The following is an 18,729-nucleotide window of genomic DNA, read 5'->3' as shown; positions in this document are numbered from 1 at the left end:
ATACACTTAACAAATCAGGGTTGTCGCCGTTGGCTGGGACGCTCCTGGCGTCGCGCCCCAACCTGAGGCGTTATGTTGTTTAGGCGATGAAAAATAATTTAACGTTGAGTGTTACAATTTTGCTAGTGATGGGCGTAATAAGTTCTATACCGTTGGTGCTGCTCAGTATTTCAGCCCAAGGTTTTGGGTTCGCACTTCTAACTGGTTTGCTGGCAATCTTATTAGTGTTTCTTGGGCCTCTATCTATTTTTATCGGGGCAAGCTCGCTCTCTGCGTCCACGGTATTAGCAGGCATAATTGCTACAGTTATCTTAGGTCTGTCTTGGCATAAAGTTACAAAGACAGAAACCAAAACTTGGTACAGTAGCTTGCCTACAATTTCTTGGGGGCTGTGCGGCATCTACTTCGGCGTTTTTTATGTACTTACAAATGCAACATAACAAAGTGGCCAAGAATGCTTCGGCCGTAAAAAACACGGCTTGCGCGGGACACGCTATGCTACGCGCCGCGTGCCCCTTGCCACGGCGTTAACTCTACATATGAAATACCGTACACATTGGAATTTAAGTGAAGGTAGTCAACTAGACTCTGAGGAAGCGAAAGAATATACATCTGAGCAAATAGTCTCATTAGCCTGTAAGCTTAAAGAAAGGAGTGATGTTATCTATACGTACCACCCAAACTATATGCAGCTTGGGGCAAGAGTGGCGGTTTGGGGTCTGTCTCCACAAAAAGTTTGCATTGATGTTCAGTATTCATCCTTTGCAGCAATAAAAGAAATAGACATCAACCAACTTAAATCCGTATTTGAAAACTACGAAGCTATTGTTAAGTCGCCAAAAGATTATGGTTTTAAGATTGAGCAATAGAGTTAACAAGTCGGGGTTGTTGCCGTTGGCTGGGACGCTCCTAACGTCGCGCCCCAACCCGAGGCGTTGATATGACACCCCCTGTCAATTAAAAACGTAGAAAATCCTACTCAAAAATCGAGAGCATATATTTCAATTAGATTGAGTTAATGCAGAGAGATGGAGTCAGTATCTCGTCGGTTTGATTGCTGATATCCGTGGGTTATCAATAAATACATATTGACCTATCCAACCTTACTTTTTCCGTCGAGGTGCCTGTCTTCTACTCTATGCTCGTGGATCAATAGGCTTACGCCTACTGCCTACCTAACGCCGTCGTGTATTACACCTCCACCGGGACTCGATCACTGACTGCATTAACTCAAAACTGTTTATCACGTGTGTTGCCGCTTACTGCTGTGCTGTTTTACACACGTGGCATTCTGACTAACCGGGTTTTAACATCAACCGGCGTGAGGACGACTTCGTTGGCAATGACCCAGATATAGGCCACCATTTCTCGCGCAATGGCTGATACCACCAAGTTGTAATGTTTTCCGCGTTTCATTAATCGTTGATAGCGTCGGCATAAGCGTACTTGCGCTTTCCACGCAATATCGACAATGTCTTTTGGCAAACCCTCTTGTCGCTTTTGTAATTCAGTCGAGATGTTCGCTGCGTAGCGATAACTGTGCGCACCTTCCGTCAGCAAACGCCTTGCGCGGGTATTTCCGGTTTTAGTGAGACTGCCCACTGTTCTCTTTCCGCCGGTTGAATGTTCGCTCGGCACTAAGCCAATGTAGGCCATCAGCTTACGGGGGTGATCAAAGCGAGAGAGATCACCGAGTTCAGCAATCAACCCAGTGGCGACTAGCAAGCGTACACCACGCATCGCCTGAATGGCTTTAACGACAGGATAGTAGCGCCATTGCTTCACTTGATAAGCTAACTCCTCATCAAGGCGCTTTAATCGCGACATACGTTCGGTGATAGTTTGAATCATTTCCTGTAATACGAATTGCTGTGCAGGATGAGGGAGAATTAACTCCGTTAGCCAGCGTAAGTGTTTGAGTGACCAATTAGCCGTGCCACCATATTGAATATGATTGCGTAATAGAAAGGCTTTGAGTTGATACTTCGCATCGTTCAAATCCCGCATGGCACGTTCACGTGCGCGGGATAAATCACGAATGGATTCATCTTCTGGCTCAGGGACATAGATGGACTTCACATCGCCTGACTTAAGATGTTGAGCCAACATCATGGCGTCGCGGCGATCGGTCTTAATCCGCACGCCAGGCTTTTTAGGTACCAGCGATGGGGCGACCACAAAGCATTGATGGCCTAGCTGTGTTAGCAGTCGATAAATCCAGTAGCCGCAAGGGCCTGCTTCGTAGCAAAAGATGAGTGATGCGCCAGGGAATTTAGACTGCATTTGCCGTGCAAACTTTGTTACCCCTTCCTTGGTGGTTCTAATGCGCCCAATAGGCGATGGTTGAGCCTTAAAGCCGTCCTCAACATACGCCGCTTCTGAGTGTTCTTTAGCTGTGTCTAAGCCTATAAAAATTATGGTATTGTTCATATCGCTAGCCTCCAGTGTTTATATGATTCCAACATATAGTATGGCTCTGGCTATCTAGCTAACCCACGATAACTGGAGGCTAGCACCCTAGGGGGTGTCATAATGTCTATGTGGAAAAAGTGGATAGATTTATTTTATTTGGCAGTCAGTGAGATTGATTATACGAACTGCTGCTACTTACGTTCAGCATTCGCTTTTGCGATATGCTGCAACGCTTTTCCACTTCCTCCCCACAAATTAGCGAATAAGTTAGGTCTTCCTGCTGGGAACGGTGCCCAAGACCTTCGGAGACAGGACGTCGACGGAGAGCCACAGGGATGTGCTTGCCGCGTGTCTTGGGTGCCGTTCCCAGCAGGAAGACCGGGCTATTAGCACTATCTAAAGTAATTTCAAACCAACAATCTTTTCTTACTTGTTTGTCAGCACCTGCTTCGCCATGGTCGTAACCAGACTAATATAATGTTTCTTCGACCAACCACAATCCAAAACAAAATGCTCCCAATTTCTCACTGACAACAATGTCCAAAGAATATCGGTAGCCTCTTTAAGTTTAAGCGATTCAGATAAATACCCATCCCGCTTCATCGCATCAACCGCTGCTTTGCACCCCTCTCGCATGGCCACCATTCGATCATTCCACGCCGTCGCCGCATCCTCATCGGTAGCCCCCATCACCATCAGTGCTTTCGCAACACCGTAGATCTCCGGTACATATTCTCCCCAAAACACAATGTACTTCTCCAGGCGGTCGAGGCCGTCGGTGGCCGCTCTTGAAGGCGCTAGTCGTTTGTCCACATTAAGTTCGTCGCCCATGTAGCGCGTGGTGGCTACCAGCAGTTCGGTGCGGGTAGGGAAATGGAGGTAGAGGGCTTGGCGGGAGATGCCAACTTGCTTAGCAATATCGGACATACGCACACCATTGCCCTGGTTGCTGGCAAGCAACTCCCAGGTGGCGTTAAGGATTTTTTCCTTGGTGTTTAATTCGGTATTAGGATTTTCTCTTGACATGGTGTCAAGCATACCCTAACTTTACATCCTGTCAACTAGACATGGTGTCAAGTGGTTTTTCTGGAGGGTATGATGATGAAAATCAGTTCTGTATTGAGCGGTGTATTGGAAAGTGGAATGAATGGTGTATCGAAAGGTGTATTGAAAGGCATATTGGTGGTTGCTGGCGTGTTGGCCATTGCGATTGGTGCCAGTATTTTGTTGAATCCTATCGGTTTCCACGCTTCTTCGGGCATTCAGCTACCGGGTGATAGCAGCTTGCTAAGCGAAGTTCGAGCGCCTGGTGGAACGTTAATGGTTGCTGGTGTGTTGATGACGGTCGGCGCGTTTGTGGCAAGCTTGCAAACAATGGCGACTGTGATTGGTGCGCTGGTGTATTTATCCTACGGGGTGTCGCGTGTGTTGAGTATGTTTATGGATGGCTTGCCAAGTGATAGTTTAGTTGCTGCGACAGCGATCGAACTTGTGATTGGTCTGGCGTGCGTTGGCTACTTAGCGCTAACACGTCGGACGCTTTACGAGTAAGCATTAAACCATTTATCAATAGTCAGAGGGCGATAATGGGTGAGTTGATATTTTTTTGCGGAAAAATGGGGGCGGGTAAGTCTACCATGGCCAACCAGTTGGCGAGTAAGGCAGGTGCTATTTTAATCTCCGAAGATGCCTGGCTCGCCAAACTCTATCCCGGCGAGATAGACACCTTTGATGATTATCTCCAGTTCTCCGCGAGGCTGAAGCCACTAATTAAAGACCTCGCCATCAGTCTGCTAGCGTCGGGTGTCACAGTCATTCTCGATTTTCCCGGCAATACCAAAACGCAACGGACTTGGTTTAGGAGTATCTTGCAGGCCGGTGAATATCCTCATAGGTTAATCTATTTGAATGCCGATGATGATCTGTGCCTCGATCGTTTAGCTATCCGGCGCGAGGAGCAGCCAGAGCGCGCTGCGTTTGATAATGAAGCGGTGTTTAAGCAAGTAACGCAATATTTCGAGCCACCCAGTGACGACGAAGGATTTCAGGTGGACGTCATTAAACCGTAACTGTTTTCATCCGCGATTTTAAGCATAGACACAGCAGGTTAAATCTGGATACTGGTGACCCAGATTATTGACGTAAGGACATCTCATGGCAGAGCAATTTCAAACACTCACAGACACGCACATCGACTTTATTAAAGACCAGCATATTTTCTTTGTGGGTACGGCGGGTAGCGAAGGTCGAGTGAATGTATCCCCCAAAGGCATGGACAGCTTTCGCGTGCTCAATGAATCTAAAGTGGCGTGGTTGAATTTAACCGGTAGTGGTAATGAGTCAGCGGCTCACGTGTTAGAAAATGGCCGTATGACGATTATGTTTTGCTCGTTTGATAAGCAGCCGCTAATCATGCGGTTGTATGGGCAGGCGCGGGTTATTCACCCGAGAGACGCGGACTGGGACACGATGGTTCAGTTGTTTCCCACATATACCGGTTCGCGCCAAGTCTTTGAGCTGGATATTAGTTTGGTGCAAACGTCTTGTGGGTTTGCCGTGCCGTTTTACGAGCTAGTGGGTGAGCGAGATACCTTAAATAAATGGGCGGATAAGAATGGCCGTGAAGGTGTTGAAGACTACTGGCGAAAAAACAATACCCAAAGTATGGACGGTAAAGATACGGGTATTTTTGAGAGTACTTGAGGGCCGCATTATGTTCAGCGCTTTGGCAAAATAGTCATGGCTGCAATTCTCACCGTTAGCACGGCTTGCTCAAGCGCGGGCTAACGATGCCGATTTTACACCGAGCAATAATCTAAGCGGCTTGGTTTAAAAATGCCGTCGCCTGTTTTCGTTGATAGATAAAAACGGCTGCAAATAGCATTGCTCCCAGGCAGTGCCACGTGATGCCCAACGGCGTCCACAGCAGCAATCCCGCACTTAATAATAACAATGGCGCAGTGATGAGGTTTAGTTTCCTCTCTAGGTGCCATTGCAAAATCCCGGCTAACGCATACAGCCCAATCACCGACCACGCGAAAATTTCCAGCCGTTCAGGCCAGGAGCCAGTAATTAATGGCGAATAGGCAAAAAGCAGTGGCACCAGGTATAAACCTTTTGAGACTTTCCACGAAGTAATACCGGTTGCCATGGGGGGCGTGCCTGCGACCCCTGCTGCAGCGAATGCGGCTAGGCACACGGGTGGTGTCACGTTGCTGTCTTGGGATAGCCAAAAAATAATTAAATGTGCAGCGAGCAGTGTGCCAGACAGCAGCGCGGGGTCGAGTAATGTCTCGCGAATGATTTGTTTCATTTCGAGAGGCATTTCGCGCAGTGCACGTTGTACATCCCCGCCAAACAAATCAATTGTCGCCTGCACATTGCTGGGTAAGTCGCCTGCTTTTAACGCGGCTAATAAGTGTGCTTGCGTCATCAAGTCAAATAACATGGGCGCTGCCAGCGTCGCGAGCACAATGTACGACGCGGTTACGGGTAAACCCATGCCCAAAATTAATGAGGCAAAAGCGACAAGCGCTAGGGTAATCAACAAACTGCCATCGGCCCATTCAACAATCATATAAGAGAATGAATTGCCGACGCCGGTGGTGTTCACTACATTGATAATTAAACCAACGGCAACCAACAACAAGGCCGTGGGAATCATGGTGCGTACCGCATCAACACACGCTTCAATGCATTGCGGGATTGCCATAGGCGTTGCCGACAGCCAGGACGATACAATCACGGCAATAATTGAAAGCGCCGCCGCCGTGGTGGGTGTGTAGCCGATAATGAGTAGGGCAACCAAGACCGCAATCGGAAAAATAAATGGCCAACCGTCCTTCAATACAGTGCTGATTTTAGGCGCATTGTCGGTATCGGGCCTGAGGTTGAGTCGGCGCGCTTCAATCCGCACAAAAAAAGCGACGGTTAAAAAATACAGTAATGCGGGTAAGACCGATAAAGCAATAATCTGTAAGTAAGAAATTTGGGTGTAGCTCGCCATGACAAATGCACCGGCACCCATTACCGGCGGCATTAATTGCCCACCCGTTGACGCTGACGCTACCACACCGGCAGAAAACTTTGCGCTAAAGCCTGATTTGTTCATCATCGGAATGGTAATCACGCCAACCGATACGGTATTGGCAACGGCAGAACCGGATACCGAACCCATTAAGCCGCTACCAATGGTCGCCACCATTCCCGCGCCACCGGTGTAACGACCAGCAACACATTGGGCGAGTTTGATAATAAAGTCACCGGCACCCGAGCGGAGTAAAAACGCGCCGAATAAAATAAACATAAAAACGTAGGTGGCAGAAATATTGGCTACCATGCCAAACATCCCTTCACTGCTGAAATAGCTGCGATACAGGACGGTTTCTAAACTCAAGCCGGGGAATGCAAACACACCGGGAATAAAGCGCCCGAGAAATAGCATGTAGGCGAGGCTAACCAACACTAAGCAGGGCATAAACCAGCCGGTGGTGCGGCGAGTTAACTCCATGGCTAGCAAAACGGCGGCACCAGCAAAAAGGTAATCGCTGAGAATAAAATCGGCTTCGCGGGCATAGAGCGCATTTTCAAAAAGTATTAAATAGGCGGGAACGGCTACGGCTATACCAACCAATATAAAACGCAAGGCGAGTTGCCAGCCCGGCGTTTTGGTTTGATGGGTTGATGGTGGTGAAGCTGGAGAAGGTGCTGGCGGTTTATGGAAATTTAACGCACATAAAACGGCAAACCCGCCGAAGTGAATCGCGGAAAACCATAGCTCTGACAGCGACGCAAATAAATTGGTATAAACATGAAAAATCGCAAACGCGAAGGCAAACCATACTAATGGTGACCGGGGTAACGAGGAGGTGTTATTCATTGACGGTCACCTCCGGTGGTAAGAGCGCTTCTGGAATCGTTAAACCTTTCTCACGAAAGTAGCGAATAGCGCCGGGGTGTAGCGGCGCGCCCAAGCCTTTTAGGGCGCGGTCGAGTTTCATGTCGCGAGTGGCTTTGTGAATATCATTGAGTGCCGCTAAATTTTCCCAAATCGTTTTAGTGATTTGATAGACATCTTCTTCCGGCACATCGGCTCTTACCGCCAGCACGTTGGGGTGAGCGATGGACTGAATACCGGTGGTTTGGTTGGGATAAAGCTCGGCTTTCAGTGGGTAAAAATCCCAAAGTGGATATTTGCTATTAATCGCATCGAGCTCGGCTTGGGTAAAACTGAGTAGTGTCATGTCTTCACCAAGCGCGGCATAGGCGCGAGTGATAGCGCTTACAGGAGCGCCAGCCGGAATATTCATGCCGACAATGTTGCCATCTTGAATGGCGTTAGCGGTTGCGCCGTAGCCCATATAGGCTAAGTCGAACTGGTTTTGGTAATCGATGTGCAGCTGATCCAGTATAAACGCACCGGTGCGTTCGGCTCCTGAGTTACGCGCACCTAAAACAAAACGCTCACCTTGCAATTGTGCAAGATCGCTAATGGTGCCTTTGTCGACTAACTCGGTTAACAGCACAAAATGTTCGACGTTATTCCACATCGCGCTAACGCTGCGCAAATGGGTTTGCGGTTTGCGGATCGGGCCTTCACCTCGCCAAGCCCAAGCGGCAAAAATGCCCTGCAACATGGCGAATTGTGCTTGGTTGTCGCGCAGCAGTTTTATATTTTCGAGAGAGCCTGCTGAGCTAATAGCGGATAGGGAGATGCCCGCGTTGTGGCTAAGTTGCGATTTGGTCAGTGTCGCCAATGCGACACCGACAGGATAATAGGTGCCGCCTGTGGTGGCCGTGGTAAGAATGTAGGGGCGTTTAACATTAAGCTGGTCTGAACAGCTGCTAAGAAGTATCGCCGCCATCATTAGCCCGGCGGTTGCCAGCGCTCTAGCGAGTGGCTTACACATAAAAGTCCTATGGTTTTTAGCCGGTGAGAACCGAGAAGCTTATTATCATTATGTTGCGTGCAATAGAGCGCGATATTACCATAATTAGACATACCTCGCAAACGGGGTAGGGTAATAAATGATTAAGCTGAATGGTCGGGTTAGAGTTCGTTTTCGATCTCTTCCCAGCGCTGATAGAGAGCGTCTAGTTTTGCTTGGGTGTCGGCGAGCTGTTGCATGGTTTCGTTGACGGTGTCCGCCGGTTGCTCGTAAAAACCCGCTTCACTGGTTTTAGCTGACAGTTCCTCAATCAGTGTTTCGGCCGCTTCGATTTTATTGGGGAGTTCTTCCAATTCGCGTTGCACTTTATAGGACAGCTTTTTCTTCGGTTGCGCTTTGCTTGCGGCTTCCGCTTTTGCTTCCGACGCGGCCTTTTTGGGTTTGGGGGATAGGTCGACTAGTTTGCCTCCGTGATCTTCCCAGTCAGTGTAGCCGCCAACATATTCTTGAAGTTCGCCATCGGCTTCGAACACGATGACACTGGTGACAACATTATCAATGAACGCGCGGTCGTGGCTGACTAGTAGCAAGGTACCTTGGTAATTGATTAACAAGTCTTCCAGCAGCTCTAGTGTTTCCATGTCTAGGTCGTTGGTTGGCTCATCGAGTACCAGTAGATTGCTGGGTTTGCTGAACAGGTAGGCGAGGATCAGTCGGTTTTGTTCACCACCAGAGAGTGCTTTCACTGGCTGACGGGTACGGTCGGGCGTGAATAGAAAATCTTGCAGATAACTGATGACGTGACGCTGTACACCATTAATAGTGATAAATTCTCGGCCCTCGGCAATGTTGTCTATTACCGACTTTTCTAAATCCAGTTGGCTGCGTAGCTGATCAAAATAGGCAACTTCCAATTTGGTGCCGAGTTTAACACTGCCTGTATCCGGTTCGAGCTGGCCCAGTAAACATTTAAGCAGGGTTGTTTTCCCAGCGCCGTTGGCGCCAACAATACCTATACGATCGCCCCGTTGAATTAACGTGGAAAAGGGCGGTACGACGGTTTTGTCGTCGTAACGTTTGCTAATGTTGTCCGCTTCGACGACGATCTTGCCTGACTTGGAGGCCTGCTCCAGTTGCATGTTAGCGGTGCCTTGAGTTTCGCGGCGAGCTTGGCGTTCCTTGCGCATTTCTTTGAGTGCTCGTACACGGCCTTCGTTGCGGGTTCGTCGCGCTTTAATCCCTTGTCGAATCCACTGTTCTTCTTTGGCTAATTTTTTATCGAATTCGCTATTGGTTTTTTCTTCTGCTGCGAGCTGTTGTTCGCGAAAGCGCAAAAAGCCTTGATAGTCACCCTGCCAGGTTCGCAATTCACCGCGATCAAGTTCGAAAATCTCTGTGGCGATATTTTGTAGAAAGCTACGGTCGTGGGTAATCACGATGATGGTGCCTTGGAATTCGTTGAGCAGATTTTCCAGCCATTGAATCGTGGGGATATCGAGGTGGTTGGTGGGCTCGTCGAGCAATAAAATATCCGGCTGGCTAACCAGTGCTTTGGCGAGTGAAGCGCGACGTCGCCAACCGCCAGAGAGTGTGGCTAGTTTAGTATCGGCTGGCAGGTTGAGTTGCGATAGCGTGGATTCGATACGCTGCTGGAACATCCAGCCATTGGCGGCTTCGATTTTTTGTTGCACTCGCTCCAATTGTATTAATGATTCTTCAGTCGCTTCTTGTGCCAGGTGATGAAACTCTTGCAGCAAGCCACCCAGGTCGCCTAAACCTTCGGCAACGTAATCGTAAATAGTAATGTCGCGAGCTTCTGGAAGACTTTGATCGAGATAGGCAATTTTGCAGCTGGGGCTTTGCCAGTATTCGCCACTGTCGGCCTTAATTTCACCTGCCAGTAGCTTCAAAAATGTCGACTTGCCTGCACCGTTACGTCCCAACAAGCCAATTTTTTGTTTTGGCTGAATCACCAGTTCAATATGGTCGAGAATCACGTGAGTGCCAAAGGCGAGGTGGATATCAGAAAGGCGTAGCAGGGACATAAACAACAAATCGATTTAAGGGTGTGGGCTGGCTTTGTACCTGGATTGCTGTGGATTGTCCAGGTTCGTTTTGATCGAGCTAGATCAGTCTTCTGCAAAACTGAGGGTGTGGTAACGGTACGCTTTAAAGTGATGACTCCAGTGGTCGCTTGATAAACCCGCTTTGCGCTTGAGTTGTGCTAAAAACTCTCGTTTGTCTGGTAGTTGCGCCCACACGCTGGGCAAAAAGGTTGCGTGGTAGTGGCCATCCTCAATGGTGAGGCCATCTTGGTTGGCGTTTAATTGGTTTAAGAGGTCTTCTTCGCTGCTGCAGTCGATAGGTTGTTGCGGAGTGAGGACTGAGATTTCGATATGCAACGCGGGCACTTCGTCTTCCGTAACGGCTGGAAAGCGTGGGTCACGAAAGGCTGCGGCGTAAGCGTGTTCAGCGACATCAGATACCAAGGCTTGAGTTGGACTGAGGCTGCCGATACACCCGCGTAGTTGATCATTCTTGTGCAGGGTCACAAAACTCGACGCGAGAACGGCGAGCGAGGCAGGGTAATCGTTTACGTTAACCGGGGTTGCTGTGCCGCTCTGGGCTCCACTCTCGATGGTTGTTCGTGCCAGCCGCAACAGCGTTTTCTGGTCGTCTATGCTCAGTTCGAATGAGCGGTCTACGATTGAATCTCGCATCCGATGCCCTTTAGGTTGATGGCTGGTACACGAGGTAGGCGCCGTATCCTACCACTTGATCTTTATTGCCCGCCGTATCGCCGGAATTACATTGGTCGATGGTGGCAACAGTCCAATGATTGTCCGCCGCGAGTTTTAGCAGGCCATTGAGTGGATTGCAGCCACAGGCTTGTTCGCCGTTTAAGGTGTAAGACTTCGCTTCGATCAGTTCACTGGTGTGGTGATCTATTGCTTGCGCTTCTCCATAAGGGTGAAAGTGGCTTAGGTCCGAACTAATCACGATGAGGTTTTCAGGTGATTTGATGAATGGCGTCAGTAGTTTTGCGACGACATCGGATGAGACGTGGCCAACCACTAAAGGCACGAGTTGAAAGTTATCGAGTACTGTTTGTAAAAACGGTAACTGCACTTCCAAGCTATGTTCAAATTGATGGGCGAGAGCGTTGACCTCGACTTCTGGGAATTTTTCTAGCTGTTGCAGTATGTCTACGTCAAGAGGAACGGACCCCAATGGGGTTTCGAATGCGTTGGAGTTGGGCAGTGCAATGCGACTTAGCGGCACTCGATGACTTGGGCCTAATAAAATAACGCGCTTAATTTGAGATTTTCTTGCGGTGATTGCATTAAAGGCTGTGGCGGCGACGCTGCCAGAATAAATATAACCCGCATGGGGAACAACGATGGCTTTGATATCTTGTGCGCGGATGGGATCAAAATCATCGGGAGGTAATTGATGACCTTGTAAGCCGTGCACTGGTAAGGCATGTTGTTGGAATTCGTGTGGCTGAGAATTGTGTTGTAAATAATGCATCACGTCACGCTGAAGCTGATCGGGATTGTCGGAATAAAACTGTCCGGCAACGGCAGCGCGGCGTACGTTGGTTCCGCCTGCTTTAATACCGTTCGTATCGACTCTGTCTATCGTCATCGTCTTGATTCTCCAGGACGCTTTGAGCACTTGCAAAGTGAGTGTTCAGTCCCACATTAGTCTTATAGTGGGCTCGACTAGGTCATTATTCAAGTACGGCATAGTCTTGCCTGATTGAACTGAAGTGAGGTTTGAGGAGAGTTTAGCGATGGCTAGCGACTCTAACACGGTGCCACCCGCCCAGGACCCTGCACGGCACTCTACTCGGCATTCTGCACGGCACTCCACAAAATACTGGCACCGCCTGGAGGACGGGCGTGTGCAGTGTGACGTTTGCCCTCGCCATTGTAAGCTGCGCGATGGGCAAAGGGGTTTGTGTTATGTACGTGGCTGTGAAGATGGTGAAGTTGTACTTTACAGCTATGGTCGCTCTAGCGGCTTTTGTGTCGACCCCATCGAGAAAAAACCACTGAATCATTTTTTGCCAGGGAGTTCGGTACTGAGTTTTGGCACGGCGGGTTGTAATCTCGCGTGTAAATTTTGCCAAAATTGGGATATGAGTAAATCCCGTGAGATGGATACGCTGGCAGATACCGCGATGCCAGAGACGCTAGCCGTGACCGCACAACAATTAGCCTGTGATAGTGTGGCTTTTACCTACAACGACCCCATTATCTTTCTCGAATATGCGATTGATACTGCGCAGGCATGTCGCGAGCGAGGCGTAAGGTCAGTGGCGGTTAGCGCGGGTTATATAGATGATAAGCCACGCGAGGTTTTCTTCAACGAAATGGACGCGGCCAATATCGACTTGAAATCATTTAATGCCGATTTTTATCGATCGTTATGTGGCGGTGAACTCAATAATGTACTCGATACGCTGCGCTATATTCGTCACGAGACGAATACCTGGTTGGAAATTACCACGTTATTGATTCCTGGTCAGAATGATTCGGCAAGTGAGTTACACCAATTGTCTGAATGGGTGTTTGATCACCTCGGGCCCGATGTGCCACTTCATTTTACTGCATTTCACCCTGACTGGAAGATGCGTGATATTCCCTCAACCCCGATGGCGACCCTACAAACCGCCCGAGGAATCGCGCTCAGTAAAGGGCTTCACTATGTTTATACCGGCAATGTCCACGACACCCAAGGCAGTAGCACTTACTGTCCGGGGTGTGGCGCTCGCGTTATAGAGCGGGACTGGTACCAGTTAGGTGAATGGGCCATTGCGCTCAAGGATGAGGCTACCCATCAGGCAAGTTGTTGTCATTGTGGGCACCTTATTGCCGGGGTTTTTGCTAGCCAGCCTGGTGACTGGGGTAGCCGCCGTATGCCTGTGCGTTTGGCGACGAGCAATCCGCGTTAAGCGCAGCACCTTGGCAAAAAATACTTCACTACCTGTTCTCGCGGTCGTTTCATCGCGACACGTCATGCAAATCCGTTCCATTCCATTACTGTGCTATCGCGGCTATGCTAGGCGACTTCAATTGAGCTTTTGGAAAGGTAACGTGTAGGCGTGTAACTTTTGGGAAAGAGCAAACGTTATAGACGCCTATATTCACAGACAAAAATAATCGAAGACCTGAAGGGAGTCCGTAATGAACATGTTTGTCGCCAAATTGAGTGACCTTTATAGCCAGTCATTCGCACAGTTAAAACGCTTGGACTTTATTGTGCCGTTGCTACTGAGGCTTTATCTAGCCCCTATTTTTATCGTAGCGGGATTAACCAAGTTGCAATTTGGTGCTGATGTCGGCTTCTTCGCTCAGTTTGCACCAGACCCCAATATCGTTGCTTGGTTCGGTAATCCCGACTGGGGGCTGGGTTTGCCCATGCCCAGCGTCTTGGCATTTTTAGCCGCTTGGTCAGAGTTTTTAGGTGGTTGGCTACTGTTGTTTGGCTTGGGGACGCGCATTATTAGTATTCCTTTAGCCTTTACGATGCTGATCGCCGCTACGACGGCACATTGGGACAACGGCTGGTTTGCGATTGCGCCGTCAGACCCTGATACGAGTAGTGCGAGGGTACTGGATTGGGCCGGTATTCCTGGTGCTCAAGAAAGTTTGGAGAACAGTGAAGCGGTGGGTAGTCGGTTGAGTAAAATGCGTTCGATCCTCAGAGAGAATGGCAATACGGACTGGTTATTCGAAAAGGGGAGTATTGTGGTCCTGAATAACGGCATTGAGTTTGCGGCGACCTATTTCATTATGTGTTTGGCACTATTGTTCTACGGCGCAGGACGATTTGTTAGCGTCGATTATTGGCTGCGTATGAATTCGCGGCGCAAAACGCCCGCTGGAGTGCCTCAAGTGGTGGCTGCGTAAGCCCGATGGCCGGGAGCTGCGAGCAACTTCTAGCCAAACAGGCCGAATTGCCAGCAACCTGCAGCTTCCGGTGTTATAATCCCGGCGATTTTTTACTAACGACACTGGGATTTATTTTGATAGGTAAGTTATTTAAAGGTAAGAAGCCCGAAGAAAGCGGTAGTTCTGCTGCATCGTCGGGTCATGGAAAGTCAAAGACATCACCTAACAAAGGTGAAGGCTCTGGAAAGAATGCGTCGAAGCAGGGGCGTTCTAACGCTAGTTCGTCTGGTAAAGGGCCTTCGAATAAATCGTCGTCCGGTAAGAGCGGTGCTAACAAGGGTGCCTCGGCTCAATCCAAGTCTGATGGAAATCGCTCATCTAATCGTCGCCGACGGTCGCGCGGTGGCAACAAAAAGCCATGGGATATCGCTAAGTTTGCTGTCCCAGAAGTAGAGGGTAAAACGCGCTTTCACGATTTCGGTTTGCCCAACGACTTAATGCACGCGATTGCCGATCTCAAATTTGAGTACTGCTCACCCATTCAAGCGCAATCGCTCCCTTATGCGTTAAATGGTCAAGATGTGGTTGGTAAGGCGCAAACAGGCACCGGAAAAACCGCGGCGTTTCTAGTCGCGATCATCGATGACTTGTTGAACCACCCAATCGCTGAAGAACGCTATGCCGGTGAGGCTAGGGCGTTGATATTGGCTCCGACTCGTGAGCTGGTTATTCAAATCGCGGAAGACGCTAAGCTACTCACAAAGTACACAGATCTTGAGGTTCACACCTTGGTAGGTGGGATGGATTATGGCAAGCAGCAAGATAAACTACGTGAAAAATTCGTCGATATCTTAGTGGCAACACCCGGCCGTTTGCTGGACTTCGCGGGTAACCAAGACGTACATCTCGACCAAGTCGAAGTATTAGTGATTGATGAAGCCGACCGTATGTTAGATATGGGCTTCATACCTCAGATTCGTCGCATTGTGCGTCAAACGCCCCAGAAGGCGCAGCGCCAAACCTTGATGTTCTCTGCCACCTTTACCGACGATGTTTTAAATTTGGTCGAGCAGTGGACTGTAGACCCTGTGCGTATCGAGATTCAGCCAGAGAGTGTGGCGACCGATCGCGTTAAACAGCATGTGTATCTCGCTTCTACCGAAGAAAAATTTACCTTGCTGTATAACATTTTGCAGCAAGATGACGTCGATAACTTAATCGTGTTTTCTAATCGTCGGGATGAGTGCCGCCGCTTGTATGATCGTTTAAAAGCGCATGGTTTCAAGGTCGGCTTGTTGTCGGGTGAGATTGCTCAGAATCGCCGCGTTAAAACCTTGGATGGGTTTAAATCTGGCGAGCTTAAAGTGTTAGTGGCAACGGACGTGGCTGGGCGTGGCATCCACATTGATGGTATCAGCCACGTTGTTAACTTTACGTTGCCGGAAGAACCAGAAGACTACGTGCATCGAATTGGCCGCACGGGACGTGCAGGTAAAAATGGTACATCGATTAGTTTCGCTTGTGAGGACGATGCATTTCGACTCATGCCTATCCAAGACTTGGTTGGTGAGACGCTAAAGTGCGAGCAGCCACCCGAAGCGCTGTTAGCGGAAGCACCTCATGTCGAGGTTCCTAAAGAGCAGCGCCGCCGAAGCAATCAACGTCCGCGCTCACGTCGATAATCTAGCCCTTGCCTTAATAAATCAACCCGACCCTACTGAAGAGTAGGGTTGGTGATTTAGATCCTTCTATCCCGCTCCGATCTAAGGCCGCCGGAAAACTTAGCTACACTGATAAGAAATGTCCCAAAGTCAGTGTTGCTATGTCTACAAATACCACGTCCACACATCCCAAGCTCGCAAATACCGCACCGCCTAAGATATTGGTTGTCGAAGACAGCCCGTTAGTTCTGAAGATTATTCGTCACGTTGCCAATGCCGGTGGCTATGACGTCGACTATGCCGAAAGCTTTTCCAAAACTAAAGCGCTCGTAGATCAAAATCCGCCATATTTTGCTGCGCTGGTGGATCTCAACCTGCCAGACGCGCCGAATGGGGAGGTCGTTGATTTTGCGCTGCAACACAACATAAACACCATTGTATTGACGGCGTCATTCGATGAGCAAAAGCGTGAAGCACTCCTGAGCAAGGGCATTGTTGATTACGTGACCAAGGAAGGGAAATTCTCCTACCAATATGCGCTGGGGGTGATTGACAGAATTTATAATAATCAACACATCAAAGTGCTGGCGGTTGATGATTCTGATATGTCGAGGAAGTTCATTGTTAGATTGCTGAAACAGGCTCTATTTGATGTGGTAGAAGCAAAAAATGGTATAGAGGCCATCAAGGTATTGTTGGCCAATCCGGACATCAAACTGTTGATCACAGACTACAACATGCCACAAATGGATGGTTTTGAATTGGTCCAGAATATTCGCCATAAATATGAAAAATCAGATCTTGCGGTGATTGGAATTTCCGGTGAAGGCCAGAGTGCGCTATCGGCGAAGTTTATTAAGGCCGGTGCCAACGACTTTCTCAACAAGCCCTTTAACCATGAAGAGTTTCACTGTCGCATTAGACACAATATTGAGGCATTAGAGCATATCGAGGAAATAAAAGACGCAGCGGATCGCGACTATCTCACGGGCGTTTACAATCGACGCTATTTTTATCGCCGAGGACAAGCGCTGCATCAGCAAGCGACAGAAAATAGCACCACTTTGGCGGCGGCGGTGTTGGACATTGACCACTTTAAACTCATTAACGAAAAATTCGGCGTCGCCGGAGGCGATTATGTGCTCGGGGAATTTACCAAGCTACTCGAAGAGGGTTTTTCTCGTTTCCTTATCGCACGGCCTAGCGGTGAAGAGTTTTTTATCTTGTTGCCTGGTATCAGCAATGAACAAGCGTTGTCCCTGTTTACGTCGGTGCAAGAGTTGGTGCAGAACGCGCCGATATTTATTCAAGAAGAAACTGTAATCCTGTCATTTAGTGCTGGTGTGACCAACATACATCGTGATTCTTTGCAGGAGCAATTAGATATAGCCAATAGCTATCTCTATCGTGCAAAAGATGCCGGGAGAAACCTTGTTATCGGCGATGATGAGGACGAGTAGTGGTATACGTGATGCACTTGCCGTGAAGATGTGGATGTCGAGGGGTTATAGATCTGTCATCGTTTCGCTGTCCTCATAATCAAATAAGACAATCATGTCGTCCCAGCCATGCTCTCCTTCGCAGGCGATAATAGCGCAGCTTTTCACCCAGTCTCCCAATTCCCCTGATTTCAATAGTTGTTGGCGTAAATCTGTCCACAGTAGCGAGAGGTCTTCACTAAAATAATGTAGCTGAATACAGGGATTGTGATCAGGTAAGTCGATTTCGGGAAAGCGATTAACGTGTTTAGAGGATTCCAGCAGTAAGTTCAGCAGGCGCTGAGTCTCTATTTGTTGTCTCCAGTCGTCTGAGCGGTTTGAATCATTGGGCTCTGTTGAGAGTCCTGGCGGTGAAAGCTGAATGGTAAGGCAACGCATAGTGAATGGGCTTCGAAATAGCTGGGATGAAGTGAGCGAACAAGGCGCTAATGTACCTTGTTTATCACCGGACTAAAACACCTTTTGTCACCCAATGCATTTTTGTCAAAATTCGCTACCGAGCAACTTCTTTTTAATTCGTGAGAAGGAGACTTGAGTGATACCAAGAAATGAGGCGATGTGGTAGTTGGGTATACGGGTTACCAAGGAACTATTTTCTTTGAATAAACTAATATAGCGCTCGGCCGGTGTATCCAATAAAAAGCTGGCTTCCCGCATGATTTTTCGTTCTGCTAAGGTTTCAGCTAAATGCAACGCGATGCCCTCCCAGGCGCCTAACGTTTGTAACGTAGACTTGAATTCATTGTACGGGGCGCGCCAAATTGTCATATCTGATAACGATGAAATACCAAATAGGCTTGGTGCCTTATGTGCACTTGGCGCTACAGGCCAAACGAAGTTGCCTTCGTAAAAAAAATCTTTATTAAACTCGTTACCTTCCAACCCGGTGTAGTAAAGCCGAGCTATGCCGTCCTCGATGTAGTATGTGCTATTCCACAGCTCACCAGGATTAAGTAACTGCGCCCCCTTTGAAATGTGTTGCTTTTGGAATAGAGGCTCGAGGCTTGGCCATACGTTGATATAGTTTGGAAATGCTCGCTGGAATCCGGAAACGAGCTCGTGGTTGTGTAAATGTTCTGCGGCAACAGTCATCACGATCTCCTTTTGAATAGTGGTTGATATGAACTACATCGGGCAGATGGTTATTGTAACGCAAAGCGTTAAAGAAATATGACGAAAGGCGTGTTCAGTGTGCATATTTAAAAACTTGGCACCTTTTCTAACCTGGATGGCACTTAACGATTCCAGTGATTTAAGTAAATACGATTTTAAATGACAGGAATTGTTGTCATCGATTTCATTTTAAGCGACTAGTATGACACCAATACAATAGTGTTGGTGTGGCATATGTTGAATTGAATGTATGAAT

18 protein-coding genes are annotated in these 18,729 nt (G+C 48.5%); 9 read left to right on the top strand and 9 right to left on the bottom strand.

Translation table 11 applies throughout. The annotated features are described in order from the left end of the window. The first annotated feature begins 86 nt into the window (after nucleotides 1–86). Nucleotides 87–440: a hypothetical protein gene (locus ACZ5NB_RS12690; RefSeq protein ID WP_460234983.1), complete on the top strand. Its 354-nt coding sequence runs from the start codon at nucleotides 87–89 to the stop codon at nucleotides 438–440. Nucleotides 441–539: 99 nt separating this feature from the next. After that, the gene (locus ACZ5NB_RS12685; RefSeq protein ID WP_460234984.1) at nucleotides 540–869 is read left to right on the top strand and encodes a hypothetical protein; all 330 of its coding nucleotides are present in this window, start codon (nucleotides 540–542) and stop codon (nucleotides 867–869) included. Nucleotides 870–1,275: 406 nt separating this feature from the next. Here the strand turns inward: ACZ5NB_RS12685 and ACZ5NB_RS12680 are convergent, their stop codons facing one another. Both ACZ5NB_RS12680 and ACZ5NB_RS12675 read right to left on the bottom strand, forming a co-directional pair. After that, on the bottom strand, nucleotides 1,276–2,430 hold the full coding sequence (locus tag ACZ5NB_RS12680) for an IS110 family RNA-guided transposase (RefSeq protein WP_464107552.1): 1,155 nt from the start codon (nucleotides 2,428–2,430) through the stop codon (nucleotides 1,276–1,278). A 408-nt stretch (nucleotides 2,431–2,838) separates the two neighbouring features. Then, the gene (locus tag ACZ5NB_RS12675) at nucleotides 2,839–3,438 is read right to left on the bottom strand and encodes a TetR/AcrR family transcriptional regulator (protein WP_460234001.1); all 600 of its coding nucleotides are present in this window, start codon (nucleotides 3,436–3,438) and stop codon (nucleotides 2,839–2,841) included. Nucleotides 3,439–3,510: 72 nt separating this feature from the next. Between ACZ5NB_RS12675 and ACZ5NB_RS12670 the strand changes: the two genes are divergently transcribed. From ACZ5NB_RS12670 to ACZ5NB_RS12660, 3 genes are all read left to right on the top strand, one after another. Beyond that, entirely contained in the window at nucleotides 3,511–3,963 is a 453-nt protein-coding gene (locus tag ACZ5NB_RS12670; protein WP_460233999.1) for a DUF4345 domain-containing protein, read from the top strand. A 35-nt stretch (nucleotides 3,964–3,998) separates the two neighbouring features. Further along, nucleotides 3,999–4,481 (top strand): P-loop nucleotide/nucleoside kinase family protein, encoded by a 483-nt coding sequence (locus tag ACZ5NB_RS12665; RefSeq protein WP_460233998.1) that lies wholly within the window; start codon nucleotides 3,999–4,001, stop codon nucleotides 4,479–4,481. An 85-nt stretch (nucleotides 4,482–4,566) separates the two neighbouring features. Further along, nucleotides 4,567–5,115, top strand: a complete 549-nt coding sequence (locus tag ACZ5NB_RS12660) for a pyridoxamine 5'-phosphate oxidase family protein (RefSeq protein WP_460233996.1) — start codon at nucleotides 4,567–4,569, stop codon at nucleotides 5,113–5,115. A 112-nt stretch (nucleotides 5,116–5,227) separates the two neighbouring features. On the opposite strand, the gene ACZ5NB_RS12655 is transcribed toward ACZ5NB_RS12660, so the two are convergent. The 5 genes from ACZ5NB_RS12655 to amrB all read right to left on the bottom strand — a co-directional run bounded on the left by ACZ5NB_RS12655 (nucleotide 5,228) and on the right by amrB (nucleotide 11,948). Next, a complete protein-coding gene (locus ACZ5NB_RS12655) occupies nucleotides 5,228–7,291 on the bottom strand; it encodes a TRAP transporter permease (RefSeq protein WP_460233995.1) in 2,064 nt (687 codons plus the stop codon). Next, nucleotides 7,284–8,321 (bottom strand): TAXI family TRAP transporter solute-binding subunit, encoded by a 1,038-nt coding sequence (locus tag ACZ5NB_RS12650; RefSeq protein ID WP_464107551.1) that lies wholly within the window; start codon nucleotides 8,319–8,321, stop codon nucleotides 7,284–7,286. The genes ACZ5NB_RS12655 and ACZ5NB_RS12650 overlap by 8 nt, the downstream gene beginning before the upstream one ends. A 140-nt stretch (nucleotides 8,322–8,461) precedes the next feature. Beyond that, a complete protein-coding gene (locus ACZ5NB_RS12645; protein WP_460233991.1) occupies nucleotides 8,462–10,345 on the bottom strand; it encodes an ATP-binding cassette domain-containing protein in 1,884 nt (627 codons plus the stop codon). An 84-nt stretch (nucleotides 10,346–10,429) separates the two neighbouring features. Next, nucleotides 10,430–11,020, bottom strand: a complete 591-nt coding sequence (amrA, locus tag ACZ5NB_RS12640) for an AmmeMemoRadiSam system protein A (protein WP_460233989.1) — start codon at nucleotides 11,018–11,020, stop codon at nucleotides 10,430–10,432. Nucleotides 11,021–11,030: 10 nt separating this feature from the next. Beyond that, nucleotides 11,031–11,948: an AmmeMemoRadiSam system protein B gene (gene amrB, locus ACZ5NB_RS12635; protein ID WP_460233988.1), complete on the bottom strand. Its 918-nt coding sequence runs from the start codon at nucleotides 11,946–11,948 to the stop codon at nucleotides 11,031–11,033. A gap of 148 nt (nucleotides 11,949–12,096) precedes the next feature. Between amrB and amrS the strand changes: the two genes are divergently transcribed. The 4 genes from amrS to ACZ5NB_RS12615 all read left to right on the top strand — a co-directional run bounded on the left by amrS (nucleotide 12,097) and on the right by ACZ5NB_RS12615 (nucleotide 17,321). After that, nucleotides 12,097–13,260: an AmmeMemoRadiSam system radical SAM enzyme gene (gene amrS / locus ACZ5NB_RS12630; RefSeq protein WP_460233987.1), complete on the top strand. Its 1,164-nt coding sequence runs from the start codon at nucleotides 12,097–12,099 to the stop codon at nucleotides 13,258–13,260. Between the two features lie 232 nt (nucleotides 13,261–13,492). Further along, a complete protein-coding gene (locus ACZ5NB_RS12625; protein WP_460233986.1) occupies nucleotides 13,493–14,218 on the top strand; it encodes an HvfX family Cu-binding RiPP maturation protein in 726 nt (241 codons plus the stop codon). A gap of 116 nt (nucleotides 14,219–14,334) precedes the next feature. Beyond that, complete coding sequence (gene rhlB / locus ACZ5NB_RS12620; protein ID WP_460233984.1) at nucleotides 14,335–15,882, top strand: ATP-dependent RNA helicase RhlB; 1,548 nt, start codon at nucleotides 14,335–14,337, stop codon at nucleotides 15,880–15,882. A 140-nt stretch (nucleotides 15,883–16,022) separates the two neighbouring features. Beyond that, on the top strand, nucleotides 16,023–17,321 hold the full coding sequence (locus ACZ5NB_RS12615; protein ID WP_460233983.1) for a response regulator: 1,299 nt from the start codon (nucleotides 16,023–16,025) through the stop codon (nucleotides 17,319–17,321). A gap of 45 nt (nucleotides 17,322–17,366) precedes the next feature. On the opposite strand, the gene ACZ5NB_RS12610 is transcribed toward ACZ5NB_RS12615, so the two are convergent. Then, complete coding sequence (locus ACZ5NB_RS12610) at nucleotides 17,367–17,738, bottom strand: hypothetical protein (protein WP_460233982.1); 372 nt, start codon at nucleotides 17,736–17,738, stop codon at nucleotides 17,367–17,369. A 105-nt stretch (nucleotides 17,739–17,843) separates the two neighbouring features. Next, nucleotides 17,844–18,452 (bottom strand): Crp/Fnr family transcriptional regulator, encoded by a 609-nt coding sequence (locus tag ACZ5NB_RS12605; protein ID WP_460233981.1) that lies wholly within the window; start codon nucleotides 18,450–18,452, stop codon nucleotides 17,844–17,846. Nucleotides 18,453–18,729 lie beyond the last annotated feature (277 nt).

It is taken from the genome of Aurantivibrio plasticivorans (assembly GCF_055392955.1).
This window is presented reverse-complemented; position numbering and strand designations above follow the sequence as displayed.

Bases quoted from the DNA above. Each gene is read 5' to 3' on its own strand.
- ACZ5NB_RS12690 (WP_460234983.1), top strand. From the start codon at position 87: ATGAAAAATAATTTAACGTTGAGTGTTACAATTTTGCTAGTGATGGGC.
- ACZ5NB_RS12685 (WP_460234984.1), top strand. From the start codon at position 540: ATGAAATACCGTACACATTGGAATTTAAGTGAAGGTAGTCAACTAGAC.
- ACZ5NB_RS12680 (WP_464107552.1), bottom strand. From the start codon at position 2,430: ATGAACAATACCATAATTTTTATAGGCTTAGACACAGCTAAAGAACAC.
- ACZ5NB_RS12675 (WP_460234001.1), bottom strand. From the start codon at position 3,438: ATGTCAAGAGAAAATCCTAATACCGAATTAAACACCAAGGAAAAAATC.
- ACZ5NB_RS12670 (WP_460233999.1), top strand. From the start codon at position 3,511: ATGATGAAAATCAGTTCTGTATTGAGCGGTGTATTGGAAAGTGGAATG.
- ACZ5NB_RS12665 (WP_460233998.1), top strand. From the start codon at position 3,999: ATGGGTGAGTTGATATTTTTTTGCGGAAAAATGGGGGCGGGTAAGTCT.
- ACZ5NB_RS12660 (WP_460233996.1), top strand. From the start codon at position 4,567: ATGGCAGAGCAATTTCAAACACTCACAGACACGCACATCGACTTTATT.
- ACZ5NB_RS12655 (WP_460233995.1), bottom strand. From the start codon at position 7,291: ATGAATAACACCTCCTCGTTACCCCGGTCACCATTAGTATGGTTTGCC.
- ACZ5NB_RS12650 (WP_464107551.1), bottom strand. From the start codon at position 8,321: ATGTGTAAGCCACTCGCTAGAGCGCTGGCAACCGCCGGGCTAATGATG.
- ACZ5NB_RS12645 (WP_460233991.1), bottom strand. From the start codon at position 10,345: ATGTCCCTGCTACGCCTTTCTGATATCCACCTCGCCTTTGGCACTCAC.
- amrA (WP_460233989.1), bottom strand. From the start codon at position 11,020: ATGCGAGATTCAATCGTAGACCGCTCATTCGAACTGAGCATAGACGAC.
- amrB (WP_460233988.1), bottom strand. From the start codon at position 11,948: ATGACGATAGACAGAGTCGATACGAACGGTATTAAAGCAGGCGGAACC.
- amrS (WP_460233987.1), top strand. From the start codon at position 12,097: ATGGCTAGCGACTCTAACACGGTGCCACCCGCCCAGGACCCTGCACGG.
- ACZ5NB_RS12625 (WP_460233986.1), top strand. From the start codon at position 13,493: ATGAACATGTTTGTCGCCAAATTGAGTGACCTTTATAGCCAGTCATTC.
- ACZ5NB_RS12615 (WP_460233983.1), top strand. From the start codon at position 16,023: ATGTCTACAAATACCACGTCCACACATCCCAAGCTCGCAAATACCGCA.
- ACZ5NB_RS12610 (WP_460233982.1), bottom strand. From the start codon at position 17,738: ATGCGTTGCCTTACCATTCAGCTTTCACCGCCAGGACTCTCAACAGAG.
- ACZ5NB_RS12605 (WP_460233981.1), bottom strand. From the start codon at position 18,452: ATGACTGTTGCCGCAGAACATTTACACAACCACGAGCTCGTTTCCGGA.